Source organism: Allobosea sp. CCNWLY174 (assembly GCF_037120455.1).
Taxonomy (GTDB): Bacteria; Pseudomonadota; Alphaproteobacteria; order Rhizobiales; family Beijerinckiaceae; genus Allobosea; species Allobosea lupini.
In genome coordinates, this window is the sequence record NZ_JBBBBQ010000002.1 from 376,926 (window position 1) to 399,266 (window position 22,341).

A 22,341-nucleotide genomic window follows, 5' to 3' on the forward strand; every position below is an offset into this window, starting at 1 on the left:
GGCCGGCTCGATGCCGGCCCTTTCGTTTGGGCGATGACCGAGGCCAGCGGGCGATGCGCAGGATCCTGAAGCTTCTCGCCATCGGCGCGGTCTGCGCCTATTGCGCCGTGCTGGCGCTGCTCTACGTCAAGCAGCGCGAGATGATGTATCCGCGCAATCCGGCCCGGGTGGAGATCGCCAGCGCCGACCTGCCGGGCGTCGAGGAGACGGTGCTGACGGCAGCCGACGGCGAGAAGCTTGTCGCCTGGGTGGTGCCGCCGCGCGAGGGCAAGCCGGTGCTGCTGTTCTTTCACGGCAATGCCGGCAACTTCGGCCGGCCGAGCCGGCAGGCGCGTTTTCGCGCCCTGACGCAGGACGGCACCGGCCTGTTCGCGGTCAATTATCGCGGCTATGGCGGCTCGACCGGCTCACCCACCGAGGACGGCTTGGCGCAGGATGCGCGCGCCGCCTATGCCTCGGCCGTGACGCGCTTCGGCGCGGAGCGATTGGTCGGCTACGGCGAGTCGCTTGGCACCGGCGTGGTGGTGAAGCTGGCGGCCGAGGTTCCGCTCAAGGCGGTGATCCTCGAAGCACCCTATCTCTCGACCGCTGCAGTGGCGCAGCAACTCTACCCTTATGTTCCGGTCGGGCTGTTCATGCATGACCAGTTCCGCTCGGACGAGGCCATCGGCAAGGTCAAAGCTCCTGTGCTCGTTCTGCACGGACAACGTGACGGTGTCATCCCGTTCAGCCAGGGCGAGGCGCTGTTTGCGCTCGCCAATCTGCCTAAACGCTTCATCCGCTTTCCGGAAGGCAATCACGGGAACCTGCCGACCCATGGCTCGGTGCAGGAGATCAGGCGCTTCCTCGCCGATCTCGGCACCAGCCGGCTGGCGGGCAGCGAGACGGTGACCGCTGCGGCGCAGTAGGCTCGACTGTCTTAGAGGCGGAACATGCCGCCGCCGCCGAGGCGGGCGGAGCCGGCGCGGGCGATCTGGTTGTTGCCGTCGAGCCCGAGGGCGCGCTGATAGGCCTCGCTCGCTTCGGTCTTCTTGCCCTGCTTCTCAAAGGCGAAGCCGCGGCCGGCCCAGGCGGCGGCATTGCGGTTGTCGACATTGAGCGCGGCGGTGAAGTCCTCCAGCGCGGAATCGTATTTGCCGAGCGCGTTCAGGCTCTCGCCCCGGGCGATATAGGGCGGGGCGGTATAGGGATTGCGGTCGATCACCGAGTCGAAATCGGTGACGGCCTGCTGATGCTGGCCTTCCTTCTGGTAGACCAGCCCGCGCGCATGGAAGGCTTCGGGCGATTCCGGGTTGAGGCGGATCGCGGTGTTGAGGTCTGCCAGCGCCTGCTGGCTGTTGCCCTGCAGGCGCAGCAGGTTGGCGCGTGCGACAAAGGCCGGGGCGTAGTTCGGATTGGCGGTGGTGGCGCGGTTGAAATCCTGGAGCGCGGCGTCGTTACGCCCGCTCTGGCGCAGCGCCAGGCCGCGATTGGTATAGGCCGGCGCGAAATTGGCGTCGATCTGCACCGCCTTGGTGAAATCGGAGATGGCGTCGGAATAGCGGCCGATGCGGGCGTAAGCCGCGCCGCGCGTATTGTAGGCCTGCGGATCGTTCGGGTTTCGGTTGATCACCTCGCTGAGCGAGCCGATGTTGACGCTGGCTGCCTCGGTGTTTTCGGTCTGGAGCTCGGCGACGCCGGCGCCGGAGCTCATGCTCACCGTGTCGCAGCCTGCGAGCGCGAGCGCCAGGCCCGTCGCGATCAGCCAGTTCCTGCCTGTGAGCATGCTCTTATCCATCGCCTTACAACTCTCGCCTGCCATGCGGCGCCACCGCCCCGGTGCGCCGCCATCCTCCACAACGCCCAAGCCCTGACAAAGTTTGGTTAACGAGTTAGCGCCGGATGAGTTCGATGTAAACGCAAGGCGTTTTCATCGAGGTCCGAATCCGTCTCGTATCAAAGAGTTAGAGCGGGATTAATGCGAAATATCGGGTCCCGCTTCTTCGCATCCTGCTCTCAAAAACGACAACGCCTGGAGAAGCTCCAGGCGCCCGTAGATATCAGTGGCACTAGCTAGCGGCCTAGCCTCTCGCGTGGTCAGATTGCCGGCCGGGCGGGGCGCTCAGGGCGCTTCGGCTTGACCGGGGCCGGCAGCAGGCCTTCGCGCTGCAGCTTCTTGCGGATCAGCTTGCGGGCGCGGCGGACGGCCTCGGCCTTCTCGCGCGCCTTCTTCTCGGACGGCTTCTCGTAATGGCCGCGGAGCTTCATCTCGCGGAAGATGCCCTCGCGCTGCATCTTCTTCTTCAGCGCCCGCAGCGCCTGGTCGACATTGTTGTCGCGAACAAGAACCTGCACGTCTTTGGTCCGTCGTTGTCGGTGGTCCGGAATCGGGGCGGCGACCTCCCGTCCGGAAGATCGCCGCGAGGGTCGTGCGGATACCAGAATTCCCTGGGGCTGTCCACGCTGCAACGCCGCAAAACGCGTGAAAACACGCGAGTTTCGGAGGCCGGAGCGGTCCGGCGTTCAGTCCCTGTCGGGGAGGACGCGGGTGACGTGGCCCATCTTGCGGCCCGGCCGCGCCTCGCGCTTGCCGTAGAGATGCAGATGCGTGCCGGGCTCGGCCAGGATGGCACGCCAGTCGTTGGCCTGGTCGCCGATCAGGTTCTGCATGGTGACGCGCCCGCGTCGCGCCGTCGCGCCCAGCGGGAAGCCGCAGACGGCGCGGACATGCTGGTGGAACTGCGAGGTCTGCGCCCCCTCGCTGGTCCAGTGTCCGGAATTATGGACGCGCGGGGCAATCTCGTTGACGACGACCTGCTCGCCGCCTTCGCCCTCGACCAGGAAGAACTCGACGGCGAAGACACCGACATAGCCGAGCGCCTCGCCGATGCGACGGGCAGCCTCGATCGCGGCGTCCGCCGCGGCTGCGCCGATGCGGGCGGGCACCTGCGTCAGCGCCAGGATATGGTCGCGATGCTCGTTCTCGCAGACGTCGAAGGCGGCGAAGGAGCCGTCGGCGGCGCGGGCGGCGACGACCGAGACTTCGCGGGAAAACTTCACGAAGCCTTCGAGGATCGCCGGGAAGTGGCCGATCTCGTCCCAGGCCTGCGCGAGATCGACGCCGTCCGCAATCTTGACCTGGCCCTTGCCGTCATAGCCGAAGCGCCGCGTCTTCAGGACGGCCGGGCGGCCGAGCTTTGCGACGGCCTTTTCGAGATAGGCGAGCGAGTCGACGGACTCGAACGGGGCGACCGCTAGGCCGAGATCGGCGACGAAGCGCTTCTCGGTGAGGCGATCCTGCGTCACCGCGAGCGCGCGGGCGCCGGGATGCAGCGGGGTGCGGGCGGCGAGGAAGGCGGCGGTCGCGGCCGGGACGTTCTCGAACTCGTACGTTACGACGTCGACGGCATCTGCGAAGCTGGCGAGCGCCGCCTCGTCCTCATAGGCGCCGATGGTGTGGCGCGCGGCGACCTCATAGGCGGGGCTGTCGGCGTCGGGCGCGAAGATATGCACGCGCACGCCGAGATCGGCGGCGGCCAGCGCCAGCATGCGGGCGAGCTGGCCGCCGCCCAGGATGCCGAGGACGGCGCCGGGGCCGAGACCGCGCGGATCGGGCGGGCTCATGCGTCGTCCTTCGGGCGCTCGGCGACGGCGGCGCTGAGCTTGGCGCGCCAGGCGTCGAGGCGCTCGGCGAGAGCCTCATCGGAGAGGGCGAGGACGGCAGCAGCGAGCAAGGCGGCGTTGATCGCACCGGCCTTGCCGATGGCGAGCGTGCCGACCGGGATGCCGCCTGGCATCTGCACGATCGAGAGCAGGCTGTCCTGGCCGGAGAGCACCTTGGATTCGACGGGCACGCCGAACACGGGCAGAGGCGTCAGCGAAGCGGTCATGCCCGGCAGATGCGCGGCGCCGCCGGCACCGGCGATGATGACCTTGAAGCCTTCTGCCCTGGCGCCCTTGGCGAAGGCATACATCCGGTCCGGCGTGCGATGGGCCGACATGATGCGCGCATCGAAGGCGATGCCGAGTTCGGCAAGCGTGTCTGCGGCATGGCGCATCGTCGCCCAGTCGGACTGGCTGCCCATGATGATGGCGACGGGTGGGGTCGGCTCGGCCATGAAATCGGCGCTTCCCGGCAGGAGGGAGGAAGCGCGCGATCTAGACTGGCCGCTGCGTCATAGGCAAGCGGCGAATCGGGATTCCTGCGGATTTTCCGTGGCTAAGCGATGATGTCGGGCGTCAGCTGATCTTCGAGATGGGAGATGCGGTCGCGCAGATAGAGCTTGCGCTTCTTCAGGCGCTGGATCTGGATCTGGTTGATCGGGCCGAGGCGTTCGAGCGCATCGATGGCGCTGTCGAGATCGCGATGTTCCTCACGCAACCGCGCGAGTTCCGCCTGCAGAACCTCGATCTCCTCCGCGCTCAATTCGAATCCCATGAAGCCGTCTCATCATCGCCGCGATCGCGTCCGACTATGCGCAGGCGCGGGCGGCCCGGCAAGGTGTCGCTGGCGTGATGCGGGCCGGCTCGCTCGCATTCATGCGCCTCGGGAAAGGTCCCGGAAGGGATCACAGAAACTCATGGTGCAGTGCACGTCTGCCCCGCAGACGCGAAGCCGGCTCTGTGTCAGACTTCTCTTGCTAGAACGCTCATCAGGAGGATCCAGATGTCGCTGCAGACACATCTCGCCGAGCTCGAACGCAAGCATCGCCAGCTCGAGGAAGCCATCGCCCAGGCGGTCGCCAGCCCCTCGTCCAGCGATCTCGGCGTGGCAGAGCTCAAGCGGAAGAAGCTGCTGCTGAAGGATGAGATCGAGCGCGTGCGGCTGACCATGCCGGCACCGACACTACACTGACATGCCAGAGCGGACCGCGGCGGTCCGTGACGAATTCGCGCAAGACGCGCTTCACCGGTCCCGAAAGGGGCCGGTTTTTTGTGACCACAAGCGCTGCGACCTGCGGCCGGCCCTGACGGACGCCGGGCTTGGACGCGATCGAGGGATCGTGCGAGACTGCGCCGAGATGAGAGGAATGCGCCGTTGGCCCGTGTCGATAGGCACAATACCGCACGCTACTGGAACGCGACCGGCGTCGACGGACTCAGCTGCCTCCACGCCGATTTCACCACGCATGACTACGCGCCGCACCAGCACGAGGCCTTCGTCGTCGCAGTGACGGAGAGCGGCGGCTCCGAGTTCAAGAGCCGCGGCCGCAGCGACGAGGCTCGCGAGAGCGTGCTGCTCGTCTTTAACCCCGCCGAGCCCCATTCCGGCCGCATGGGCTGGAGCAGAAGCTGGCGCTATCGCTCGTTCTATCTGACGCAACCCGCCATCGATCAGGTCACGGCCGATCTCGGCATCGATCGCCCGGCCTATTTCATGCGCAATGTCATTGGTGACGCCGATCTGATCGCGGCTTTCGGCCGGCTGCATCGCAGCCTGGATGACGGCCATGATCCGCTCGAAGAGCGCGAACTCCTCGTCGCCAGCTTCGGCCAGCTCTTCGCGCGTCATGGCGACGGCGCCCACGCGATCCCGACTGTGCCGCGCGACGAGGCCGCGCTTTCGCTCGTGGCCAGGCGGATGGCCTCGCAGCATGCGGAAAGCGGGCTGAGCCTGACCGAGATGGGGCTTTGGGTCGATATGACCCCGTTCCAACTCATCAGCCTGTTCAAACGCACGGCCGGCCTGACGCCCCATGCCTATCTGACACAGCTCCGGCTGAAGGCGGCGATCCGAGAGCTGAAGGCCGGCGTGCCGATTGCCGACGCGGCACTGGCCAGCGGCTTCTATGACCAGAGCGCCCTGACGCGGCACTTCAAGCGCTCCTTCGGCATCACGCCCTTGCAGTATCAGCGGGCGGGCGCTGCCGGCCGCGCCCGCTGATCTTTCAATTTCCGCCAATACGGTTCCAAGCCGCGTCCCCAGACTTCTTCGAAAAGGAGTCTTCGTGTGACGCGCTATTTCTGCCTGGACGAGCCGGAGGTGTTCGCCCTCGAAACCGTCGTGACGGCCGCCGAGCCGGGCCGTATCCGGCTCGATCGATCGCCGTTCTATCCCGGCGGCGGCGGACAGCTTCCCGACAAGGGCACATTGCAATGGTCAGGCGGCGATGTCGCGATCGCCGGCTTCGAGGACGCAGGCGATGGCATCTGGCATCTTCTGGCCGAGCCGATCTTGCTCTCGGGGGCGGTGGTCGCCGAGGTCGACCGCCCGTTCCGGCAGCTCATGCGCGAGCTCCATACCGATCTGCACATCGTCAATGCGCTGGTCTATCAGGGCTTCGACGGCGCGCTCGTCACCGGCGTCCAGATGAATGAGGACGGCACGGCGCGGATCGATTTCGACCTGCCGGAGGCCGACAATGAGCGCCTGCGCGGTCTGGAAGGCGCCATCAACGATGTGATCAGGCAGGACCTGCCGGTCCGTGAGACCCATGTCGGCGAGGGCGAGGCCTTCGACGAGCCCGGCCTGATCCGTTCGCGCTCGGTCACGCCGCCGCCGACGGCCGATGGCCGGATCAGGGTCGTCGAGATCGCCGGGCTCGATCGCCAGGCCTGCGGCGGTACGCATCTGGCGTCTACGGGAGCGTCGCGCCCGCTGCGCATCCTGAAGATCGACAACAAGGGCCGGCACAATCGGCGCCTGCGCATCGGCCTCGACGGCGTGTGAGGCCGGCCATGTCGACGCTGCTGAAAGGGCTCTGGGGGCGTCCGCTCCTGCTGCTCTGGCTGCCGCCATTGTTCTGGGCCGGCAATCTCGTGCTCGGGCGCGCATTGGGGCCGAGCTTTCCGCCGGTTTCGCTCGCCGTCGGGCGCTGGCTCGTGGCGCTGGCCTGCCTTGCTCCGTTCATCGGCCGGCAAGCCTGGCGGGAGCGGGCGTTGCTGCGGCGGCACCTTGCCCTGATCGCCGCCTGCGGCGCCTTCGGCATCGCCGGTTACAATGCGCTCGGCTATCTCGCCTTGCGGACGACGCCGGCCGCCAGCGTCGCTTTCCTGAACTCGACCCTGCCGCTGATGGTGCCGCTCGCGGCTTTCGCGCTCGGTGTCGAGCGTGTCTCCGGCCGGACCCTCGCCGGCATCGCGCTGTCCTTCGCCGGCGTCGTCTGGATCGTCGCGCGCGGCGACCTGCAACAGCTCGGGAGATTGCGGGCCGATGGCGGCGAGCTCCTGGTGCTCATCGCCGTCGCCAACTACGCGATCTATTCCGTCCTGCTGCGGCGCAAGCCGGCAAGCTTGAGCCCGCTCGTCTTCCTGGCCGCGACGATGGCGGCGGGCCTGCTGGTGCTCGCGCCGTTCTGGGCGTTCGAATTGGCGCAAGGCGCGCACATCCCGACCGATGCGGGCTCGGTTGCGGCGGTTCTCTATATCGGCGTGTTCGCCTCGCTGATCGCCTTCATCCTCTGGGGGCACTGCGTCGCGACGCTGGGCCCGAGCGTCACCGGCGTCTCGTTCCATCTGGTCGCGCTGTTCACGGCCCTGCTCGCGGTCGCGGTCCTGAGCGAGCCGGTGCGTGGCTTCCATCTCGCCGGCATGGCGCTGATCCTTGCCGGCTTCTTCCTCGCGACAGGGAAATGGACAGGCTCGCGGCTGCAGCCGGCACGGCAGCGGGGCGCTTAGGCCGACATGGATACCGCCGAGATCCTGCGCAGGCTCGTCGCCTTCGACACCACCTCGCGGCGCTCGAATCTCGATCTGGTCAATTGGGTCGCGGATTATCTGGAAGGTGCGGGCGCGCGGATACGCCTGACCAGCGACGCGTCGGGCGAGAAGGCCAACATCCTGGCGACGATCGGTCCCGAAATATCGGGCGGCATCGTCCTCTCCGGGCATACCGATGTCGTTCCGGTCGACGATCAGGACTGGGTGAGCGACCCGTTCTCGCTCGCGAGCCGGGACGGGCGACTGCACGGCTGCGGCGCCGTCGACATGAAAGGCTTCGTCGCGGCCTGTCTCGCAGCCGTCCCGGGCTGGCGGGTCAGGGAGCTGCGGCGGCCGATCCATCTGGCTCTGTCCTATGACGAGGAGGTCGGCTGCCTTGGCGTGCCCTCGCTGATCGCCGACATGCTGGCGCATTGCCCGCGCCCGGCACTCGCCATCATCGGCGAGCCGACGCAGATGCGCATCGGGCTCAGCCATCGCGGCTTCTACGGCTATCGCAGCGTCTTCCATGGCCGCGCCGCCCATTCGAGCGATCCGCGCCGCGGCGTTAGCGCGATCGAGCCGGCGGCGGCATTCGTCGCAGCGCTCGCCGGCTTCGGGAAGCAAGATGCTCAGGCGCGGACCACCGTCAATGTCGGCAGGATTACCGGCGGCAGCGCCATCAACATCGTTCCCGAACGCTGCGAGGTCGTCTGGGAGTTCCGGCCGCCCGACGAAACTGCCGTGGGCTTCGTCCTCGCCGAGATGGAGGGTTTCGTGGCGGGACTGCCTCCGGGTGTCAGTGTCGAGACGATGCCGCTGGCGCGGGTGCTGCCGCTCGATTGCGCAGTGGCCAGTCCGGCTGTAGCGGTGGCGCGCGAGCTCGGCGGGCTGTGGCCGCCGCTTGCGATGCCGTTCGGGACCGAAGCCGGCTTCTTCCAGCAGGCGGGCATCCCGGCCCTGGTCTGCGGTCCCGGCTCGATCGCGCAGGCACACCAGCCGAACGAGTGGATCGCGATCGCCGAGCTGGATGCCGCGGATCGCTTCCTCGCGCGTGTCGGCGCCTGGGCTGCCGCACCTTGAGGTGAACAACGGTCGGCAGAAGGTTCATGCCGTTTTCGACGACCCGATTTTACCTGCCGCTAAAGACTCCAGCGTAACGTTCGAGGCCGAAACGCGGTGCGTATGGCGGTGTTCGACGACATCATCGACAGTCTCTTCGAGACCAGCGGCACGCTCGTCGCGCTGTTCGATCCGCAGGACATCCTGCGGCGATCGAATGCGGCTTTTCGCGATGCCTATGGCCTAGCCGAGGACGAGACCCTCAGCTGGGCGCAGATCGTCCGGCGCAATTTCGAGCAGCGCCGCGGCGTCGCCTTCACGACCGACGATTTCGAGCACTGGCTGACCTCGGCCCGCTCTCGCCGAGGGAAAATCCCGTACCGCGCCTTCGAGACCGATATCACCGATGGGCGCTGGCTGTGGATGACCGAGACGGTGTCGCCCGCCGGCTGGATGCTCTGCATCGCTTCGGACATCACCGAGCTGCGAACCGGCGAGCGCAGCTTGCGGCAGGACCGGGACAGTGCGCGCAAGGCTTCGCAGACGGACGAGCTGACCGGCATCTCGAACCGGCGTCAATGCATGAGCGTGCTGCAGGAGACGGTCGCAAAGGCGAACAAGAATTGGGCTGGCGAGGCTTGCGCGGTGCTGCTCGACATTGATCGATTCAAGCAGATCAACGACAGTTTCGGACACCAGTTCGGTGACGCGGTCCTGATCGACTTCGCCACCAGCGTGCAGAGGAATCTGCGCCCCGCCGACAGCTTCGGGCGCGTTGGTGGGGAAGAGTTCATGCTGGTGCTGCCGCAACTCGGGCCCGCAGCTGCCGAACTCCTGATCGAGCGCCTGTTCAAGCAGGTCGGACGGCCTGGCTGCCTGCCGTCGCAGCCCAATTTCCACTATTCGTTCTCTGCGGGCCTTACGCAGATCAGGCCCGGCGATACGCCGGCGGAAGTCTACCGCAGGGCCGACGCTGCGCTTTACGAAGCCAAGATGGGTGGGCGCGGCCGACAGATGTCAGCTTGATCGGAGCATTTTCCAGCGAAGCGGGTCTCGGGCGAACACGACGCCGTATCATCGAGCTCGGTCAGGATGCGTCAAGCTTCGCCTGTGTGGCCTGCACCAGCGCTTCCAGCGTCGGGCGCGTCGGAGCGAAGAAGGTCGTGCCGGTGTGCGGCGTCGAGAAATCCAGCAGCCGGTCATAGGCGCCCGGCGGGGCGCCGACATACATGCGCTGCAGCATCGTCTCGATCACCCAGAGATAGCGCGAGTAGCCGATGAAATAGGTGCCGAACTCGCGCTGGCCAGGCCGGCCGAACGGCATGTTGTCGCGCAGGATGTCGTGCTCGTTGCCGTCGGCGTCGACGATCGTGGCCAGCGACTTGTGCGATTTGCGCGGCGCGTCGTCGTCGTCGATCTCGACATTGTCGATCTTGGTGCGCCCGATGATCGCTTCCTGGAGCGGCGTCGGAACCTGCGCCCAAGCCTTGAGATCGTGCAGGTATTTCTGGATGACGACGTAGCTGCCGCCGGCAAAATCGGCATCCTCGTCGCCGACCAGCGCCGATGCCGGCAGGTCGAGACCGGTGGGATTGGCGGTGCCGTCGACGAAGCCCAGAAGATCGCGCGCATCGAAATAGCGAAAGCCCGAGACCTCGTCGACGACCGTGACGCAGTCGCCGAGGCTGTCGAGCAGCAGGCGCTCGAACTCGAAGCAGAGGTCGGGGCGTTCCGAGCGGATATGGAAGAGCAGGTCGCCCGGCGTCGAAGGGGCGTCGTGGACCGCGCCCGCGATCGGTGTGAAGGGCTTGAGCTCCCGCGGCAACCTGCCAGGGTCGAGACGGTTCCAAAGGCCGTGGCCGATGCCGACGATACAGGACAGGCGAGCACCAAGGTCGCGAAATCCGACGGTCTTGACGAGATCGTCCAGGCCGTCGAGCGCCGCGCATGCCTTTGTCAGCGCGGCTTGCTCGCCTGCGACGGTGACCACGAGAAAGACGGCGGCGCGCGACAGGGGCGCGTCGATGCTCTGCGCCTCGATCGGCACCCTGTCCCAGCTCCTGCCCGTCATCGCGGCTGCTCCAAATCGCTTCAGAAAGAACTGCGGACATCCGACGGCTGTGTTACCGCCCGTTCACAGAGCCCGCGCCATCTCGCGCAGCTTGAATTTCTGGATCTTGCCGGTCGAGGTCTTCGGGACTTCCACGAAGACCACGGTCCGCGGGCATTTGAACGAGGCGAGCAGGGTCTTGCACCAGGCGATGATCTCGTCCTGCGTGGCTGCCTGCCCCGGCTTCAGCTCGACGAAGGCGCAGGGGGTTTCGCCCCATTTCTCGTCGGGACGGGCGACGACGGCGGCGGCTTGCACGGCGGGGTGCTTGTAGAGCGCATCCTCGACCTCGATGGAGGAGATGTTCTCGCCGCCGGAGATGATGATGTCCTTGGAGCGGTCCTTGAGCTGGATGTAGCCGTCGGGATGCATCACGCCGAGATCCCCGGAATGGAACCAGCCGCCCTTGAAGGCGGCCTTGGTTGATTTAGGGTTCTTGAGATAGCCCTTCATCACGACATTGCCGCGGAACATGACCTCGCCCAGCGTCTCGCCGTCATGCGGCACGCGTTGCATCGTCTCGGGATCGAGCACGTCGAGCCCTTCCAGCGCCGGATAGCGCACGCCCTGGCGCGCCTTCAGCGCCGCCTGCTCGCCGCCCGGCAGCGCGTCCCAGGCGCCGTTCCATTCGTTGACCACGGCGGGACCGTAGACTTCCGTCAGTCCATAGAGATGGACGACGTTGAAGCCGGCCTGCGCCATGCCGGCGAGCACGGCCTCGGGCGGCGGCGCGGCGGCTGTGAAGAAGTTGACCTTCTGGGGAAAGCTGCGGCGCTCGGCATCGGGCGCGTTGAGCAGCGTCGACATCACGATCGGCGCGCCGCACATATGGGTGACGCCATGGTCGGCCAACGCATCGTACATCGCCTTGGCCCGGACCTGGCGCAGGCAGACATGGGTGCCGGCGAGCAGCGAGATCGTCCAGGGGAAGCACCAGCCGTTGCAGTGGAACATCGGCAGGGTCCAGAGATAGACCGGGTGCCGACCCATGCCGCCGGTGAGCACGTTCGAGGTCGCGAGCAGGTTGGCGCCGCGATGGTGGTAGACCACGCCCTTGGGATCGCCGGTGGTGCCGGAGGTGTAGTTCAGCGCGATCGCATCCCACTCGTCCGACGGCATGACCCAGTCGAAATCGGGATCGCCCTGCGCGAGGAAATCCTCGTATTCGACGCTGCCGAGGCGCTCGCCCGGGCCGGCATAGACCGGGTCGTCATAGTCGATGACCAGCGGCTTCGCCTTGCAGAGGGAGAGCGCCTCCTTGACCGTCCCAGAGAACTCGCGGTCGGCGATCAGCACCTTGGCCTCGCCATGGTCGAGCGAGAAGGCGATGATCGCGGCGTCGAGGCGGGTGTTGAGCGTGTTGAGGACGGCGCCGCACATCGGCACGCCGTAATGGCATTCGAGCATGGCCGGAGTATTGGGCAGCATCGCCGCGACCGTGTCGTTCTTGCCGATGCCGTGCTGCTTCAGCGCCGAGGCGAGCCGGCGGGTGCGGGCATAGAGCTCGGCATAAGTCCGCCTCAGCGGCCCGTGGATGACGGCGACATGGTCAGGGAAGACGCTGGCGGCGCGCTCGAGGAAGGGCAGCGGCGAGAGCGGCTGGAAGTTCGCCGGGTTGCGATCGAGATCGGTGTCGTAAGGTGAGAGCGGCATGGCGTTCGGCGTTCCCGGCGGTTGTTGCCGGACAGCCTAGAAGCGCGCTTCGCCTCCGGCAATCAGCCGAAGAGCGGACGCAGGCCGTCGAAGACCAGTTTCACGCCGACGGCGATCAGCAGCCAGTAGATGATGGTGTAGAAGCGCTCGGCCGGGACGCGCCGGACCAGCCAGACGCCGGCGATGGTCGAGAGGATCGCGACAGGCGCGAGCGCTGCCGAAGCCATCAGGTTCTGGTGGCTGAACTGGCCGAGGACGAAATAGGGCAGCACCTTGATCCAGTTCATCAGCGCGAAGAACAGCGCGCCGGTGCCGACGAAAACCGCCGGCGGCAGGCGCTGCGGCATCACATAAATCTGGAAGGGCGGCCCGCCGGCATGGGCGATCATGCTGGTGAAGCCGCAGATCGCGCCCCAGAGCGTGCCGGCCGCATAGTTCGCCCTCGTCACCGGGAGGGCCGCGGTCTTGCCGGCGAGGAGACGGCGCAGCGCAAAGCCGATCGAGATCACCCCGACAGCGAGGCCGACGACGGCGTCGGAGACCTTGGCCGCCAGGAGATAGCCGGCGAGCACGCCGAGCAGCATGCCGGGGATCAGCGTCGCGAGGTTGCGGCGATCGAAGTCCCGGCGATAGGACCAGACGGTGACGACGTCCTGGATGATCAGGATCGGCAGCATGATCGCCGCCGCCTGCACAGGCGAGACGATCAGCGCCATCAGCGGCAGCGAGAGCAGGCTGAGGCCCGCAAAGCCGCCCTTGGACAGCCCCATCAGGATGACGGCCGGCACCATGACGGCGAAGAAGGTGAGGTCGAAGGTCATGTCGGGTCGAAGGCCATGGCCTCGGCAAAGGCGGGGATGCGCGGGATGTGCAACGCAGCCCATGCGGTTGCGCTGAAAGTCTGAGATCGCGGTGCTTGCACGCAAGCGGCGGACATGGTCACGATCCCGCGCCAAATCCGGCCCGCAGACGGCCAGCCCGGAGCTCAGCTCTAGGCTCAATACCCGGCAAAGAGGAACGCTTTTCATGACTGCCAGCCATGCAAGCCGCTATGCTGAGACCTACGCCGCCTGGCAGCGGGACCCTGAGGGCTATTGGGCGCAGATCGCCAAGGGCATCGAATGGATCAAGCCGCCGCAGCAGATCTTCGATGCGAGCGCCGGCATCTATGGCCGCTGGTTCCCCGATGCGAGCTGCAACACCTGCTTCAACGCGCTCGACAGGCATGTCCGCGACGGCCGGGCCGAGCAGACGGCGCTGATCTACGACAGCCCGGTCACTGGCACCAAGCAGCGTTTCACCTACGCCCAGATGCTCGACGAGGTTTCAACGCTTGCCGCCGTGCTGCAGGACTTGGGCGTCGGCAAGGGCGACCGCGTCATCCTCTACATGCCGATGATCCCGGAGGCGGCCTTCGCCATGCTGGCCTGCGCCCGGATCGGCGCGGTGCATTCGGTGGTGTTCGGCGGCTTCGCCGCCAAGGAGCTGGCGACCCGCATCGACGACGCGACGCCGAAGCTAATCATGACCGCGACCTGCGGCATCGAGCCGACGCGCGTGGTCGAATACAAGCCGCTGCTCGATGCGGCGATCGATCTCGCGACGCATAAGCCAAATGCCTGCATCGTCTTGCAGCGGCCGCAGGTCGACGCCTCCATGCATGTCAGCCGCGACAAGAACTGGCGCACGCTCGTCGCCGCTGCGCGGGCAAACGGCCGCAAGGCCGACTGCGTCGAAGTCGCCGCGACCGACCCGCTCTATGTGCTCTACACCTCCGGCACCACCGGCAGGCCCAAGGGCGTGGTGCGCGACAATGGCGGGCACATGGTCATGCTGGTCGCGACCATGACCCAGCTCTACGACGTCAGGCCCGGCGAGGTGATGTTCACCGCCTCCGATGTCGGCTGGGTCGTCGGCCACAGCTATATCGTCTACGGACCGCTGATCCAGGGCGCGACCTCGGTCCTTTACGAGGGCAAGCCGGTCGGCACGCCCGATCCCGGCGCGTTCTGGCGGGTGATCGCCGAGCATAAGGCGGTGGCGATGTTCACCGCCCCGACCGCCTTCAGGGCGATCCGCAAGGAGGACCCGCAGGCGACCTATCTCAAGAATTACGACTTTTCGCAGTTCCGCACCCTCTTCCTCGCCGGCGAGCGGGCCGATCCCGATACGCTGAAATGGGCGGAGGACGTGCTCGGGGTGCCCGTGGTCGACCATTGGTGGCAGACCGAGACCGGCGCCTGCATGGTCGGCAACCCGGTGGGACTGGGATTGCTGCCGATCAAGCACGGCTCGCCGAGCGTGCCGTTGCCGGGCTACGACATCCAGTGCCTTGACGAGGGCGGCCGGCCGGTGCCGGCGGGAACGATGGGTGCGATCGTGGCGAAGCTGCCGCTGCCGCCCGGCGCATTGCCGACGCTGTGGCAGGACGACGAGCGCTTCCGCAGCGCCTATCTCGAGACCTATCCCGGCTTCTACAATACGTCGGATGCCGGCTTCATCGACGAGGACGGCTATGTCTTCATCATGGGCCGCACCGACGACATCATCAACGTCGCCGGCCACAGGCTCTCGACCGGCGGCATGGAGGAGGTATTGGCCTCGCATCCGGCCGTGGCCGAATGCGCCGTGGTCGGGATCAAGGACGCGCTCAAGGGCGAGCAGCCCTGCGGCTTCGTCGTGATGAAGGCCGGGGTGACGCAGTCGCCGGCCGAGGTCGAGAAGGAGCTGGTCGGGCTGGTGCGTGACAAGATCGGTCCCGTCGCCGCCTTCAAGCTGGCGATCACCGTGGCGCGTCTGCCGAAGACGCGCTCGGGCAAGATCCTGCGCGCGACGATGAAGAAGATCGCCGATGGCGAGGAGTATGCGATGCCGGCGACGATCGAGGATCCGGCTGTGCTGGGCGAGATCGGGACCGCGCTGAAGGGCAGGGGGCTGGGCTAAGCTCAGAACCCGATCGCGGCGTCGTTCCAGCGCAGCAGCCGCGCCGGCAATTCCAGCCGCATCAGATCCTCGCCGACGATCAGCGGTCCGGCATAGCCGCCGGCCCGGACCTCGGCGAAGAGCGCCGCGGTGTCGGCCCCTGGCGGGACGAGATGGGTCAGCGCCAGCGCCTTTACGCCGGCGCGCCGGGCGAGGCCGGCCACGACCGCCGGGGTCATGTGATAGCTCTGCACCGACGCAACCGTTTCGGCCGAACGCACACCGGCGGTCACCGGCATCTGGCTGTCGATGAAGACCTCGCAGACGAGGAGATCGCAGCCATCAGCGGCCTGTTCGAGCGATGGCGTCAGGCGGGTGTCGCCGGAGAAGACGATGCGGCTGCCATTGGCCGAGAGGCTGAGCCCGAAGGCCGGCTCGACCGGCTTGTGGTCGACGAGGAAGGCTTCGACCGCAAGGGTGCCGAGCCCGGCGACCGGGCCTTGCTGCAACTCCTCGAACACGACCTCCAGGCCGGTCGCGTCCGGGCGCTTCTCGAAGGCGATGCGCAAGGCGCGCTCGCGGGCGAAGGCCTCGTACTGGCCGCGCATATTGGCGAGCGCCGGCTCGGGCGCGAGCACGCGCCAGGGCCGGTTGCGGCCCTGATGCCAGGACGAGACGATCAGCTGGTAGAAATCGACCAGATGGTCGGAATGCTCATGGGTGACGATCAGCGCGTCGATCTGTGCCCCGGCATGACCGGCGGCGACGAGGCGCTGGCTGACGCCTGAGCCGCAATCGATCAGAAGCTTGCTGCCGCCCGCCTCGACCAGATGGGCAGGGCCGGCGCGGCGCAGGCTGACGGGTGGTGCGCCGCTGCCGAGAAAGGTGAAGGCGAGGTCCGTCGTCATCGTCGCTCGCCTCCGACCCTAATCCGGCTGGCCGGACTCAGTAGCCGCCGTCGTCATCCTCGTCGTCAGCCGGGCGCTTGAGCTGCTTCAGCTTGGCGAAGACCGAATCGACGTCGATCTTCTCCTCGTCCTGCCGCTTCGGCCGGCTCATGTCGGCGAAGGGCTGCGAGGACGGCGCCGGCTCGGGCGCGGTGGTCTCCTCGGCCGGGAGCAGGGTCGAGCCGGTGTTCTGCAGGACCATGGCCGGACGCTCCTTGGCGGCGCGGGCCACTTCGAAGTCGAGGTCGATCTGCGAGGTCAGGCCGAGGCTGACCGGGTCGATCGGCTGCAGCTGCTGGGTGTTCCAGTGCGTGCGGTCGCGAATCTGGGCGATCGTCGTTTTGGTCGTGCCGATCAGGCGGATGATCTGCGCGTCCTTGAGCTCGGGATGGTTGCGCAGCAGCCAGAGGATCGCGTTGGGACGATCCTGGCGCTTCGAGACCGGGGTATAGCGCGGGCCCTTGGTGCGTTTGATCTCCGGCACCTTGACCTTGCGCTCGGCGAGCTTGAGCTGGTGCGCCGGGTTCTTGGCGGCGCGCTCGAGCTCCTCGCGGGTGAGCTGGCCGGAGGTGATCGGGTCGAGGCCCTTGATGCCGGCGGCGACTTCGCCATCGGCGATGCCACGGACTTCGAGCGGATGCAGTTTGCAGAACTCGGCGATCTGCTCGAAGGTCAGCGAGGTGTTCTCGACCAGCCAGACCGCAGTGGCTTTCGGCATCAGCGGCGTTTGTGACACGGGCCGTCTCCTGGAATGTCGCGGGCAATAGCTCTCGGGCGCCGACCGGCCGCCCCGGCCGGTCATCCAAATCATCGACGATGAGGAGGATAGGCCGCCTTATAGGCAAAGCCGGGAAGGCTGTCCAATCAATCCGATCGCTCAGATCGTCAGCACGATCTTGCCGATATGGGCGTTGCTCTCCATCAGCCGGTGGGCTTCTGCGGCCTGTGCCAGCGGGAAGCGGGCGTGGATCACCGGCTTGCAGCGCCCTTCGGTCAGCAGCGGCCAGACCTTCGCTTCCAGCTCGCGCGCGATTCCCGCCTTCTCGGCAATGGTGCGCGGGCGCAGGGTCGAGCCGGTATGGGTCAGCCGCTTCATCATCAGGCGGCGGAAATCGACCTCGGCCTTCGGCCCGTTGAGGAAGGCGATCTGGACGATGCGGCCGCTCTCCGCGGCGGCGTCGTAATTGCGGTTGATGTAATCGCCGCCGACCATATCGAGGATCAGGTCGACGCCGCGTCCGCCGGTCGCGGCCTTCGCCGCCGCGACAAAATCCTCGGTGCGGTAGTTGATGGCGTGGTCGGCGCCGAGGTCACGGCAGGCGGCGCATTTTTCGTCCGATCCCGCGGTCGCCAGCACGGTCGCGCCAAAAGCCTTGGCGAGCTGGATCGCGGTGGTGCCGATACCCGAAGTGCCGCCATGCACCATGAAGCTCTCGCCCTTCTTCAGCCCGCCGCGCTGGAAGACATTGGTCCAGACGGTGAAATAGGTCTCCGGGAGGGCGCCGGCCTCCTCCAGCGACAGCCCGGACGGAATCGGCAGGGCATTGTCCTCATGGACCACGGCATATTGCGCATAGCCGCCGCCGGCGACGAGCGCGCAGACCTGGTCGCCGACCTGGTAGCGCGAGACGCCTTCGCCGAGCGCGACGATCCGGCCGGCGATCTCCAGCCCGGGGATGTCGGACGCGCCGGGCGGCGGGGCATAGCCGCCGAGGCGCTGCAGCACGTCGGGCCGGTTGACGCCGGCGACCGCGACATGGACGAGGAGCTCGCCGGGACCGGGCTGCGGCACCGGGCGCTGCTGGGCTTTGAGCACATCCGGGCCGCCGGGGGCATCGAAGCCGATGGCGGTCATCATCGCGGGCAGGGCAGTCATGCAGTGTCTCCTCGCCTGTGGTCTCGGCGTTCGCGTCCGATTAAGCTCCCGCGCTCCGAGGATGCAAGGCGAGGCTATGATGGCTGGATTTCTCGACGACGACCGCCCCGCGCCGAAGCGGGCCCATGAGATCGGGCAGGACCTGTCGCAACTCGCGGTCGCCGAACTCAGCGAGCGGATCACGCTTCTGGAAGCGGAGATCGAGCGGCTGAAGGAAGCGCGCGAGAAAAAGTCGGCCTCGCGTTCGGCCGCCGACGCCTTCTTCAAGAAGGCCTGAGGCGAAACCGCGGCGGTCAACAGGGTTGGTCGGTTGGGCAGCAATTTGTGCGAGATTGAGTCCTTCCTGCCACGCGACAAGATGCGCCAGCAGATGAACGGATATTCATCTTCGCTGTGCGTGGCGAAACGCCTATCCTGAGGACGTGGACAGAAGGCGGCCGAATGCCGCCCGCCCTTGCCGACGCAATGTCGCGGCCAGGGTCGCTTCCGACAATGACAGCAGGTGGAAACGCGCGGAGAGACGGCTGGGTGCCGTCCCCGATCGCGTGCCCGCCTTTCGACAGGAGACAAGACGATGCGCTTCGTCGCACTCGCCACGGCCTTGCTCGCCGCAGCACCCGCCATCGCCGTCGAGGACACTGCCAGGATCGGGCTGCGCGAGGATGGCGGCAAGCCGCTCGCCGCTTTCCAGCTCCGTTGGCCGCAGACCATTGTGACCATGCAGGCACCGGTCACGGTGCTCGGCGGCCACAGCATCGAGATCCGGCGCGAGATCGCGCCCAGCGTCAGCCTGGGAGGGACCTATCGCTATTCGCTCGGCGAGCGCTTCGTCAGCGAGCGCTTCGGCCTGAAGCTGACGGTGACGCGCTGAGGTTCTGCAATGCGTCAGGATCGTTCGAATTTGTCGCGTTTTCGGGCGGCGTTAACGGCCGCTTAACGATTCCAAAGTATGAATCGCATCATCCAGTTTGTCTGGATGTCGAGTGGCTCCTGCCCACTCTGTTTGACGCCTCCCTGTTGACCTTCGAGCCGCCCTCAAGGCGGCTCTTTTTTTGGTCTGGTGCCCGGATTCTCGGGCAGGGCAAGGCGTCGCCGGGCCGGACCATGGCACCGTTAACCTTAATGAGACGTTACCGCGGCGCCGACAGAGTGATGGCGTTATCCTTGCGATGTCCCGGCCAGTCCGGCGTCGCGTCTCTCGATCGCGCGCCACTGTGCCGATTGGAGACAAGGGATGACCGATTTGACGATGCTGAGGCCCGAGGCCGACGATGGCGCGATCCCGTTTGCGCGCAGCTTCGTCAAGTCCGACGCGTTCATGCAGCTGTTCCGCGAGGGGATGGGTTTGGTCGAGGCCACCGCCTCCTACCTCGACGGCGAGGGGCGGGCCGAATCGGCCGCTCTGCAGCGCGAGGTCTCGCTGACCTATGCGACCGAGAGCATGCGCCTGACGACGCGGCTGATGCAGATCGCCTCCTGGCTGCTGGTGCAGCGCGCCGTCGCCGAGGGAGAGATGAGCGCCGAGCAGGCGCGCAGCGAGCACAACAAGGTGCGTATCGCTGAGCCGATGCTGCAGCCGAGCAGCGCCGAGGCGGCGCGTCTGCCGCAGCGCCTGCGCGATCTCGTGGCCCACTCGATCCGCCTGCAGGAGCGTATCCGCAATCTCGACCAGCAGATGTCGGGCGCTGTCCGCCCCGCGCCGGCAAATCCGGTGCGCGGCCAGATCGAGAGCCTGCAGGCCCGGCTCGGCCTGCTGCGCTGAGAAGGGCGCGTCATGCTCAGGCTTGCGCCGAGCATCTCAGGCCGGAGGGGGCTCCGATAGAGCCTTCTCGTTATAGGATTCTCGGGTCTGCGCTGCGCTTCGCTCGAGAACGACGCAAGTCTGACCGCGGCGTATCGTCGCCGCCAATGCAAAAAGCCCGGCCGCGAGGCCGGGCTTCTCTATTTGGGTCTCGGGCCAGAAGGCCCGGAAAACACAAATTACTTCTTGCCGAGGGTGCCCAGCGCGCCGAAACGCGAGTTGAAGCGCGAGACGCGGCCGCCACGGTCCAGCATGTGCTGGGTGCCGCCGGTCCAGGCCGGGTGGGTCTTCGGGTCGATGTCGAGGTTGAGGGTGTCGCCCTCCTTGCCCAGCGTCGAACGCGTGAAGTATTCGGTTCCATCGGTCATGACGACCTTGATGGTGTGGTAGTCGGGATGAATGCCGGTCTTCATGGCGAAATCCTCAATTCGAAAAGCTGGCGGCCGGAACTCGGCGCGCATCGCCGGCTCTTCGAACAATTCGTATGAGCCTGTTGTGAAGTGGGCTGCCCATAGCGCAGCCGCGGCGACGGTGCAAGCTTTTCGGGATAGGTAAGCGTGGCGAACGAGATCAAGGAAGACCAGAAGGCGCGGCCGGATTTCAGCGCGCTGCGCTCGTTCTGGCCCTATGCGCTGGCGCAGAAGCAGCGGATCGCCTTCGCGCTGGTCGCGTTGATCGTCGCCTCGGTCGCGACCCTGGCGCTGCCCATGGCGGTCCGGCGTGTCATCGATGTCGGCTTTTCCGGCGGGGAGCAGCAGCTGGCGAACTCCTATTTCGCGATCCTGATCGGCGTCGTCGCCGTTCTGGCGCTGGCGAGCTCGTTTCGCTTCTATCTGGTGATGACGGTGGGCGAGCGTGTCGTCTCGCAATTGCGCTCCGACGTCTTCGCGCATCTGACCAAGCTGGAGCCGGCCTTCTTCGACGCCAGCCGGGCGGGTGACCTGGTCTCGCGCCTGACTGCCGATACAACGCAGATCAAGTCGACCTTCGCCTCGACCGCCTCGATCGCCTTGCGCAACGGCATCATGTTCCTCGGCGCTCTGGCGCTGATGGTCGCGACCAGTCCGCAGCTCTCGGCGATCGTGATCGGCGCGATCCCGCTCGTCGTGCTGCCGCTGGTCTTCTCCGGCCGCAGCGTGCGCAAGCGCGCCCGCGCCGCGCAGGACCGGCTCGCCGATGCCTCCGCCTTCGCCTCGGAGGCGATCGGCGCGATCCGGACCATGCAGTCCTTCGGCGCCGAGCGCGCGACGACGCAGCGTTTCCAGGGGGCTTCGGACGGTGCCTATGAGGCCTCGCGCGATGCGACGCGCTCGCGCGCCTGGCTCTCCGGCATCGCGATCTTCCTGGTCTCGGCCAGCGTCGTGCTGGTGCTCTGGGTCGGCGCGACCGAGGTCTTCGCCGGGCGGATGAGCGGTGGGCGCCTGTCGCAGTTCGTACTCTACGCCGTGCTGGCGGCAAGCTCGCTCGGCCAGCTCTCGGAGGTCTATGGCGACATCTCGGCTGCCGCCGGCGCGGCCGGACGGCTCGGTGAGATCCTCGCGACCAAGCCGGCGATCGCCGCGCCGCCGCACCCGAAGGCGTTGCCGACACCGCCGGTCGGCGCGCTGTCCTTCGAAGGCGTCTCCTTCCGCTATCCCGGCCGCAGCAACCTCGCGCTCGCCGATCTCGATCTGGCGATCAAGCCGGGCGAGCGGGTCGCGCTGGTCGGTCCGTCCGGCGCCGGCAAGAGCACGGTTCTGCAATTGGCGCTGCGCTTCTACGATCCCTTCGCCGGCCGCGTCGTCGTCGACGGCGTCGCCGGGCCGGAGGCCGACCCGACCGACTGGCGCAGCCGCTTTGCGCTGGTTCCGCAGGAGCCGACCGTGTTCGGCGTCTCCGTCGCCGACAACATCGCCTATGGCCGTCCCGGAGCGAGCCGGGCCGAGATCGAGGACGCGGCACAACTCGCCGCCGCCGACGGCTTCATCCGGGCGTTGCCCGAGGGCTACGACACCATCATCGGCGAGCGCGGCGTCACCTTGTCCGGCGGCCAGCGCCAGCGCCTGGCCATCGCGCGGGCCGTGCTGAAGGACGCCCCGATCCTGCTGCTCGACGAAGCGACCTCGGCGCTCGATTCGGAAAGCGAGCGCGCCGTGCAGGATGCACTCGACCGCCTGATGCAGGGGCGCACGACTTTGGTCGTAGCTCACCGCCTTGCGACGATCCTCTCCGCCGACCGCATCCTGGTGATGGAAGACGGGCGCGTGGTCGAGGAGGGCACGCACGCCGCCCTCGTCGCCAAGGGCGGGCTCTATGCGCGCCTCGCTGCGCTCCAGTTCGGGCTGGAGGCGGCTTAGCTACCTTCTCCCCTCGG

General features: G+C 67.1%; 24 protein-coding genes. 12 read left to right on the forward strand and 12 right to left on the reverse strand.

Translation table 11 applies throughout. The features are described from left to right. Window positions 1–53: 53 nt before the first annotated feature. Window positions 54–908: an alpha/beta hydrolase gene (locus tag V7S63_RS08560; protein WP_336529917.1), complete on the forward strand. Its 855-nt coding sequence runs from the start codon at window positions 54–56 to the stop codon at window positions 906–908. An 11-nt stretch (window positions 909–919) separates the two neighbouring features. Here V7S63_RS08560 and V7S63_RS08565 read toward each other — a convergent pair whose 3' ends face one another. The 5 genes from V7S63_RS08565 to V7S63_RS08585 all read right to left on the reverse strand — a co-directional run bounded on the left by V7S63_RS08565 (window position 920) and on the right by V7S63_RS08585 (window position 4,417). Continuing rightward, a complete protein-coding gene (locus tag V7S63_RS08565) occupies window positions 920–1,765 on the reverse strand; it encodes a tetratricopeptide repeat protein (protein WP_244543937.1) in 846 nt (281 codons plus the stop codon). A gap of 311 nt (window positions 1,766–2,076) precedes the next feature. Continuing rightward, entirely contained in the window at window positions 2,077–2,334 is a 258-nt protein-coding gene (rpsU, locus tag V7S63_RS08570) for a 30S ribosomal protein S21 (protein ID WP_091838783.1), read from the reverse strand. 168 nt (window positions 2,335–2,502) lie between these two features. Then, window positions 2,503–3,603: a 5-(carboxyamino)imidazole ribonucleotide synthase gene (locus V7S63_RS08575; RefSeq protein WP_336529918.1), complete on the reverse strand. Its 1,101-nt coding sequence runs from the start codon at window positions 3,601–3,603 to the stop codon at window positions 2,503–2,505. Continuing rightward, window positions 3,600–4,097 (reverse strand): 5-(carboxyamino)imidazole ribonucleotide mutase, encoded by a 498-nt coding sequence (gene purE, locus V7S63_RS08580; RefSeq protein ID WP_336529919.1) that lies wholly within the window; start codon window positions 4,095–4,097, stop codon window positions 3,600–3,602. Before purE ends, V7S63_RS08575 begins: the two co-directional genes overlap by 4 nt. Before the next feature lie 101 nt (window positions 4,098–4,198). Further along, window positions 4,199–4,417, reverse strand: a complete 219-nt coding sequence (locus tag V7S63_RS08585) for a YdcH family protein (protein ID WP_091838796.1) — start codon at window positions 4,415–4,417, stop codon at window positions 4,199–4,201. A gap of 228 nt (window positions 4,418–4,645) precedes the next feature. On the opposite strand from V7S63_RS08585, the gene V7S63_RS08590 reads away from it, so the two are divergent. From V7S63_RS08590 to V7S63_RS08615, 6 genes are all read left to right on the forward strand, one after another. Next, window positions 4,646–4,834 carry a YdcH family protein gene (locus V7S63_RS08590; protein WP_091838802.1) on the forward strand — a complete coding sequence of 63 codons (189 nt, stop codon included), beginning with the start codon at window positions 4,646–4,648 and terminating at the stop codon, window positions 4,832–4,834. Window positions 4,835–5,017: 183 nt separating this feature from the next. Then, window positions 5,018–5,863: a helix-turn-helix domain-containing protein gene (locus V7S63_RS08595; protein ID WP_336529920.1), complete on the forward strand. Its 846-nt coding sequence runs from the start codon at window positions 5,018–5,020 to the stop codon at window positions 5,861–5,863. A gap of 66 nt (window positions 5,864–5,929) precedes the next feature. Continuing rightward, complete coding sequence (locus V7S63_RS08600) at window positions 5,930–6,649, forward strand: alanyl-tRNA editing protein (protein WP_336529921.1); 720 nt, start codon at window positions 5,930–5,932, stop codon at window positions 6,647–6,649. A gap of 8 nt (window positions 6,650–6,657) precedes the next feature. Further along, window positions 6,658–7,596 (forward strand): DMT family transporter, encoded by a 939-nt coding sequence (locus tag V7S63_RS08605; RefSeq protein ID WP_336529922.1) that lies wholly within the window; start codon window positions 6,658–6,660, stop codon window positions 7,594–7,596. 6 nt (window positions 7,597–7,602) lie between these two features. Next, window positions 7,603–8,700, forward strand: coding sequence for an acetylornithine deacetylase (gene argE, locus V7S63_RS08610; RefSeq protein ID WP_336529923.1), 1,098 nt, complete (start codon window positions 7,603–7,605; stop codon window positions 8,698–8,700). A gap of 102 nt (window positions 8,701–8,802) precedes the next feature. Further along, window positions 8,803–9,705 carry a GGDEF domain-containing protein gene (locus V7S63_RS08615; protein WP_336529924.1) on the forward strand — a complete coding sequence of 301 codons (903 nt, stop codon included), beginning with the start codon at window positions 8,803–8,805 and terminating at the stop codon, window positions 9,703–9,705. Between the two features lie 61 nt (window positions 9,706–9,766). Here V7S63_RS08615 and V7S63_RS08620 read toward each other — a convergent pair whose 3' ends face one another. The 3 genes from V7S63_RS08620 to V7S63_RS08630 form a co-directional block, all read right to left on the reverse strand. Next, window positions 9,767–10,750 carry a Dyp-type peroxidase gene (locus V7S63_RS08620; protein ID WP_336529925.1) on the reverse strand — a complete coding sequence of 328 codons (984 nt, stop codon included), beginning with the start codon at window positions 10,748–10,750 and terminating at the stop codon, window positions 9,767–9,769. A gap of 63 nt (window positions 10,751–10,813) precedes the next feature. Then, window positions 10,814–12,442 (reverse strand): acyl-CoA synthetase, encoded by a 1,629-nt coding sequence (locus V7S63_RS08625; protein ID WP_336529926.1) that lies wholly within the window; start codon window positions 12,440–12,442, stop codon window positions 10,814–10,816. A 62-nt stretch (window positions 12,443–12,504) separates the two neighbouring features. After that, window positions 12,505–13,263, reverse strand: coding sequence for a sulfite exporter TauE/SafE family protein (locus tag V7S63_RS08630; protein ID WP_091838836.1), 759 nt, complete (start codon window positions 13,261–13,263; stop codon window positions 12,505–12,507). 205 nt (window positions 13,264–13,468) lie between these two features. Between V7S63_RS08630 and V7S63_RS08635 the strand changes: the two genes are divergently transcribed. After that, window positions 13,469–15,385 carry a propionyl-CoA synthetase gene (locus V7S63_RS08635; RefSeq protein ID WP_336529927.1) on the forward strand — a complete coding sequence of 639 codons (1,917 nt, stop codon included), beginning with the start codon at window positions 13,469–13,471 and terminating at the stop codon, window positions 15,383–15,385. Between the two features lie 2 nt (window positions 15,386–15,387). On the opposite strand, the gene V7S63_RS08640 is transcribed toward V7S63_RS08635, so the two are convergent. The 3 genes from V7S63_RS08640 to V7S63_RS08650 form a co-directional block, all read right to left on the reverse strand. Further along, window positions 15,388–16,272 (reverse strand): MBL fold metallo-hydrolase, encoded by an 885-nt coding sequence (locus V7S63_RS08640; protein ID WP_336529928.1) that lies wholly within the window; start codon window positions 16,270–16,272, stop codon window positions 15,388–15,390. 37 nt (window positions 16,273–16,309) lie between these two features. Further along, window positions 16,310–17,047, reverse strand: a complete 738-nt coding sequence (locus V7S63_RS08645) for a DUF1013 domain-containing protein (RefSeq protein WP_091838848.1) — start codon at window positions 17,045–17,047, stop codon at window positions 16,310–16,312. A 141-nt stretch (window positions 17,048–17,188) separates the two neighbouring features. Continuing rightward, on the reverse strand, window positions 17,189–18,187 hold the full coding sequence (locus V7S63_RS08650) for an NAD(P)H-quinone oxidoreductase (protein ID WP_336529929.1): 999 nt from the start codon (window positions 18,185–18,187) through the stop codon (window positions 17,189–17,191). 79 nt (window positions 18,188–18,266) lie between these two features. Here V7S63_RS08650 and V7S63_RS08655 point away from each other — a divergent pair, with 79 nt between their 5' ends. The 3 genes from V7S63_RS08655 to rcdA all read left to right on the forward strand — a co-directional run bounded on the left by V7S63_RS08655 (window position 18,267) and on the right by rcdA (window position 19,949). Beyond that, window positions 18,267–18,464, forward strand: coding sequence for a DUF1192 domain-containing protein (locus tag V7S63_RS08655; RefSeq protein WP_091839418.1), 198 nt, complete (start codon window positions 18,267–18,269; stop codon window positions 18,462–18,464). Between the two features lie 297 nt (window positions 18,465–18,761). After that, a complete protein-coding gene (locus V7S63_RS08660) occupies window positions 18,762–19,058 on the forward strand; it encodes a hypothetical protein (RefSeq protein WP_091838857.1) in 297 nt (98 codons plus the stop codon). Between the two features lie 363 nt (window positions 19,059–19,421). Continuing rightward, window positions 19,422–19,949, forward strand: coding sequence for a protease adaptor protein RcdA (gene rcdA / locus V7S63_RS08665; RefSeq protein ID WP_336529930.1), 528 nt, complete (start codon window positions 19,422–19,424; stop codon window positions 19,947–19,949). 218 nt (window positions 19,950–20,167) lie between these two features. Here the strand turns inward: rcdA and rpmE are convergent, their stop codons facing one another. Then, window positions 20,168–20,401 (reverse strand): 50S ribosomal protein L31, encoded by a 234-nt coding sequence (gene rpmE, locus V7S63_RS08670; protein ID WP_091839422.1) that lies wholly within the window; start codon window positions 20,399–20,401, stop codon window positions 20,168–20,170. Between the two features lie 144 nt (window positions 20,402–20,545). Here rpmE and V7S63_RS08675 point away from each other — a divergent pair, with 144 nt between their 5' ends. Then, a complete protein-coding gene (locus V7S63_RS08675; protein ID WP_100959444.1) occupies window positions 20,546–22,324 on the forward strand; it encodes an ABC transporter transmembrane domain-containing protein in 1,779 nt (592 codons plus the stop codon). Window positions 22,325–22,341: the final 17 nt, after the last annotated feature.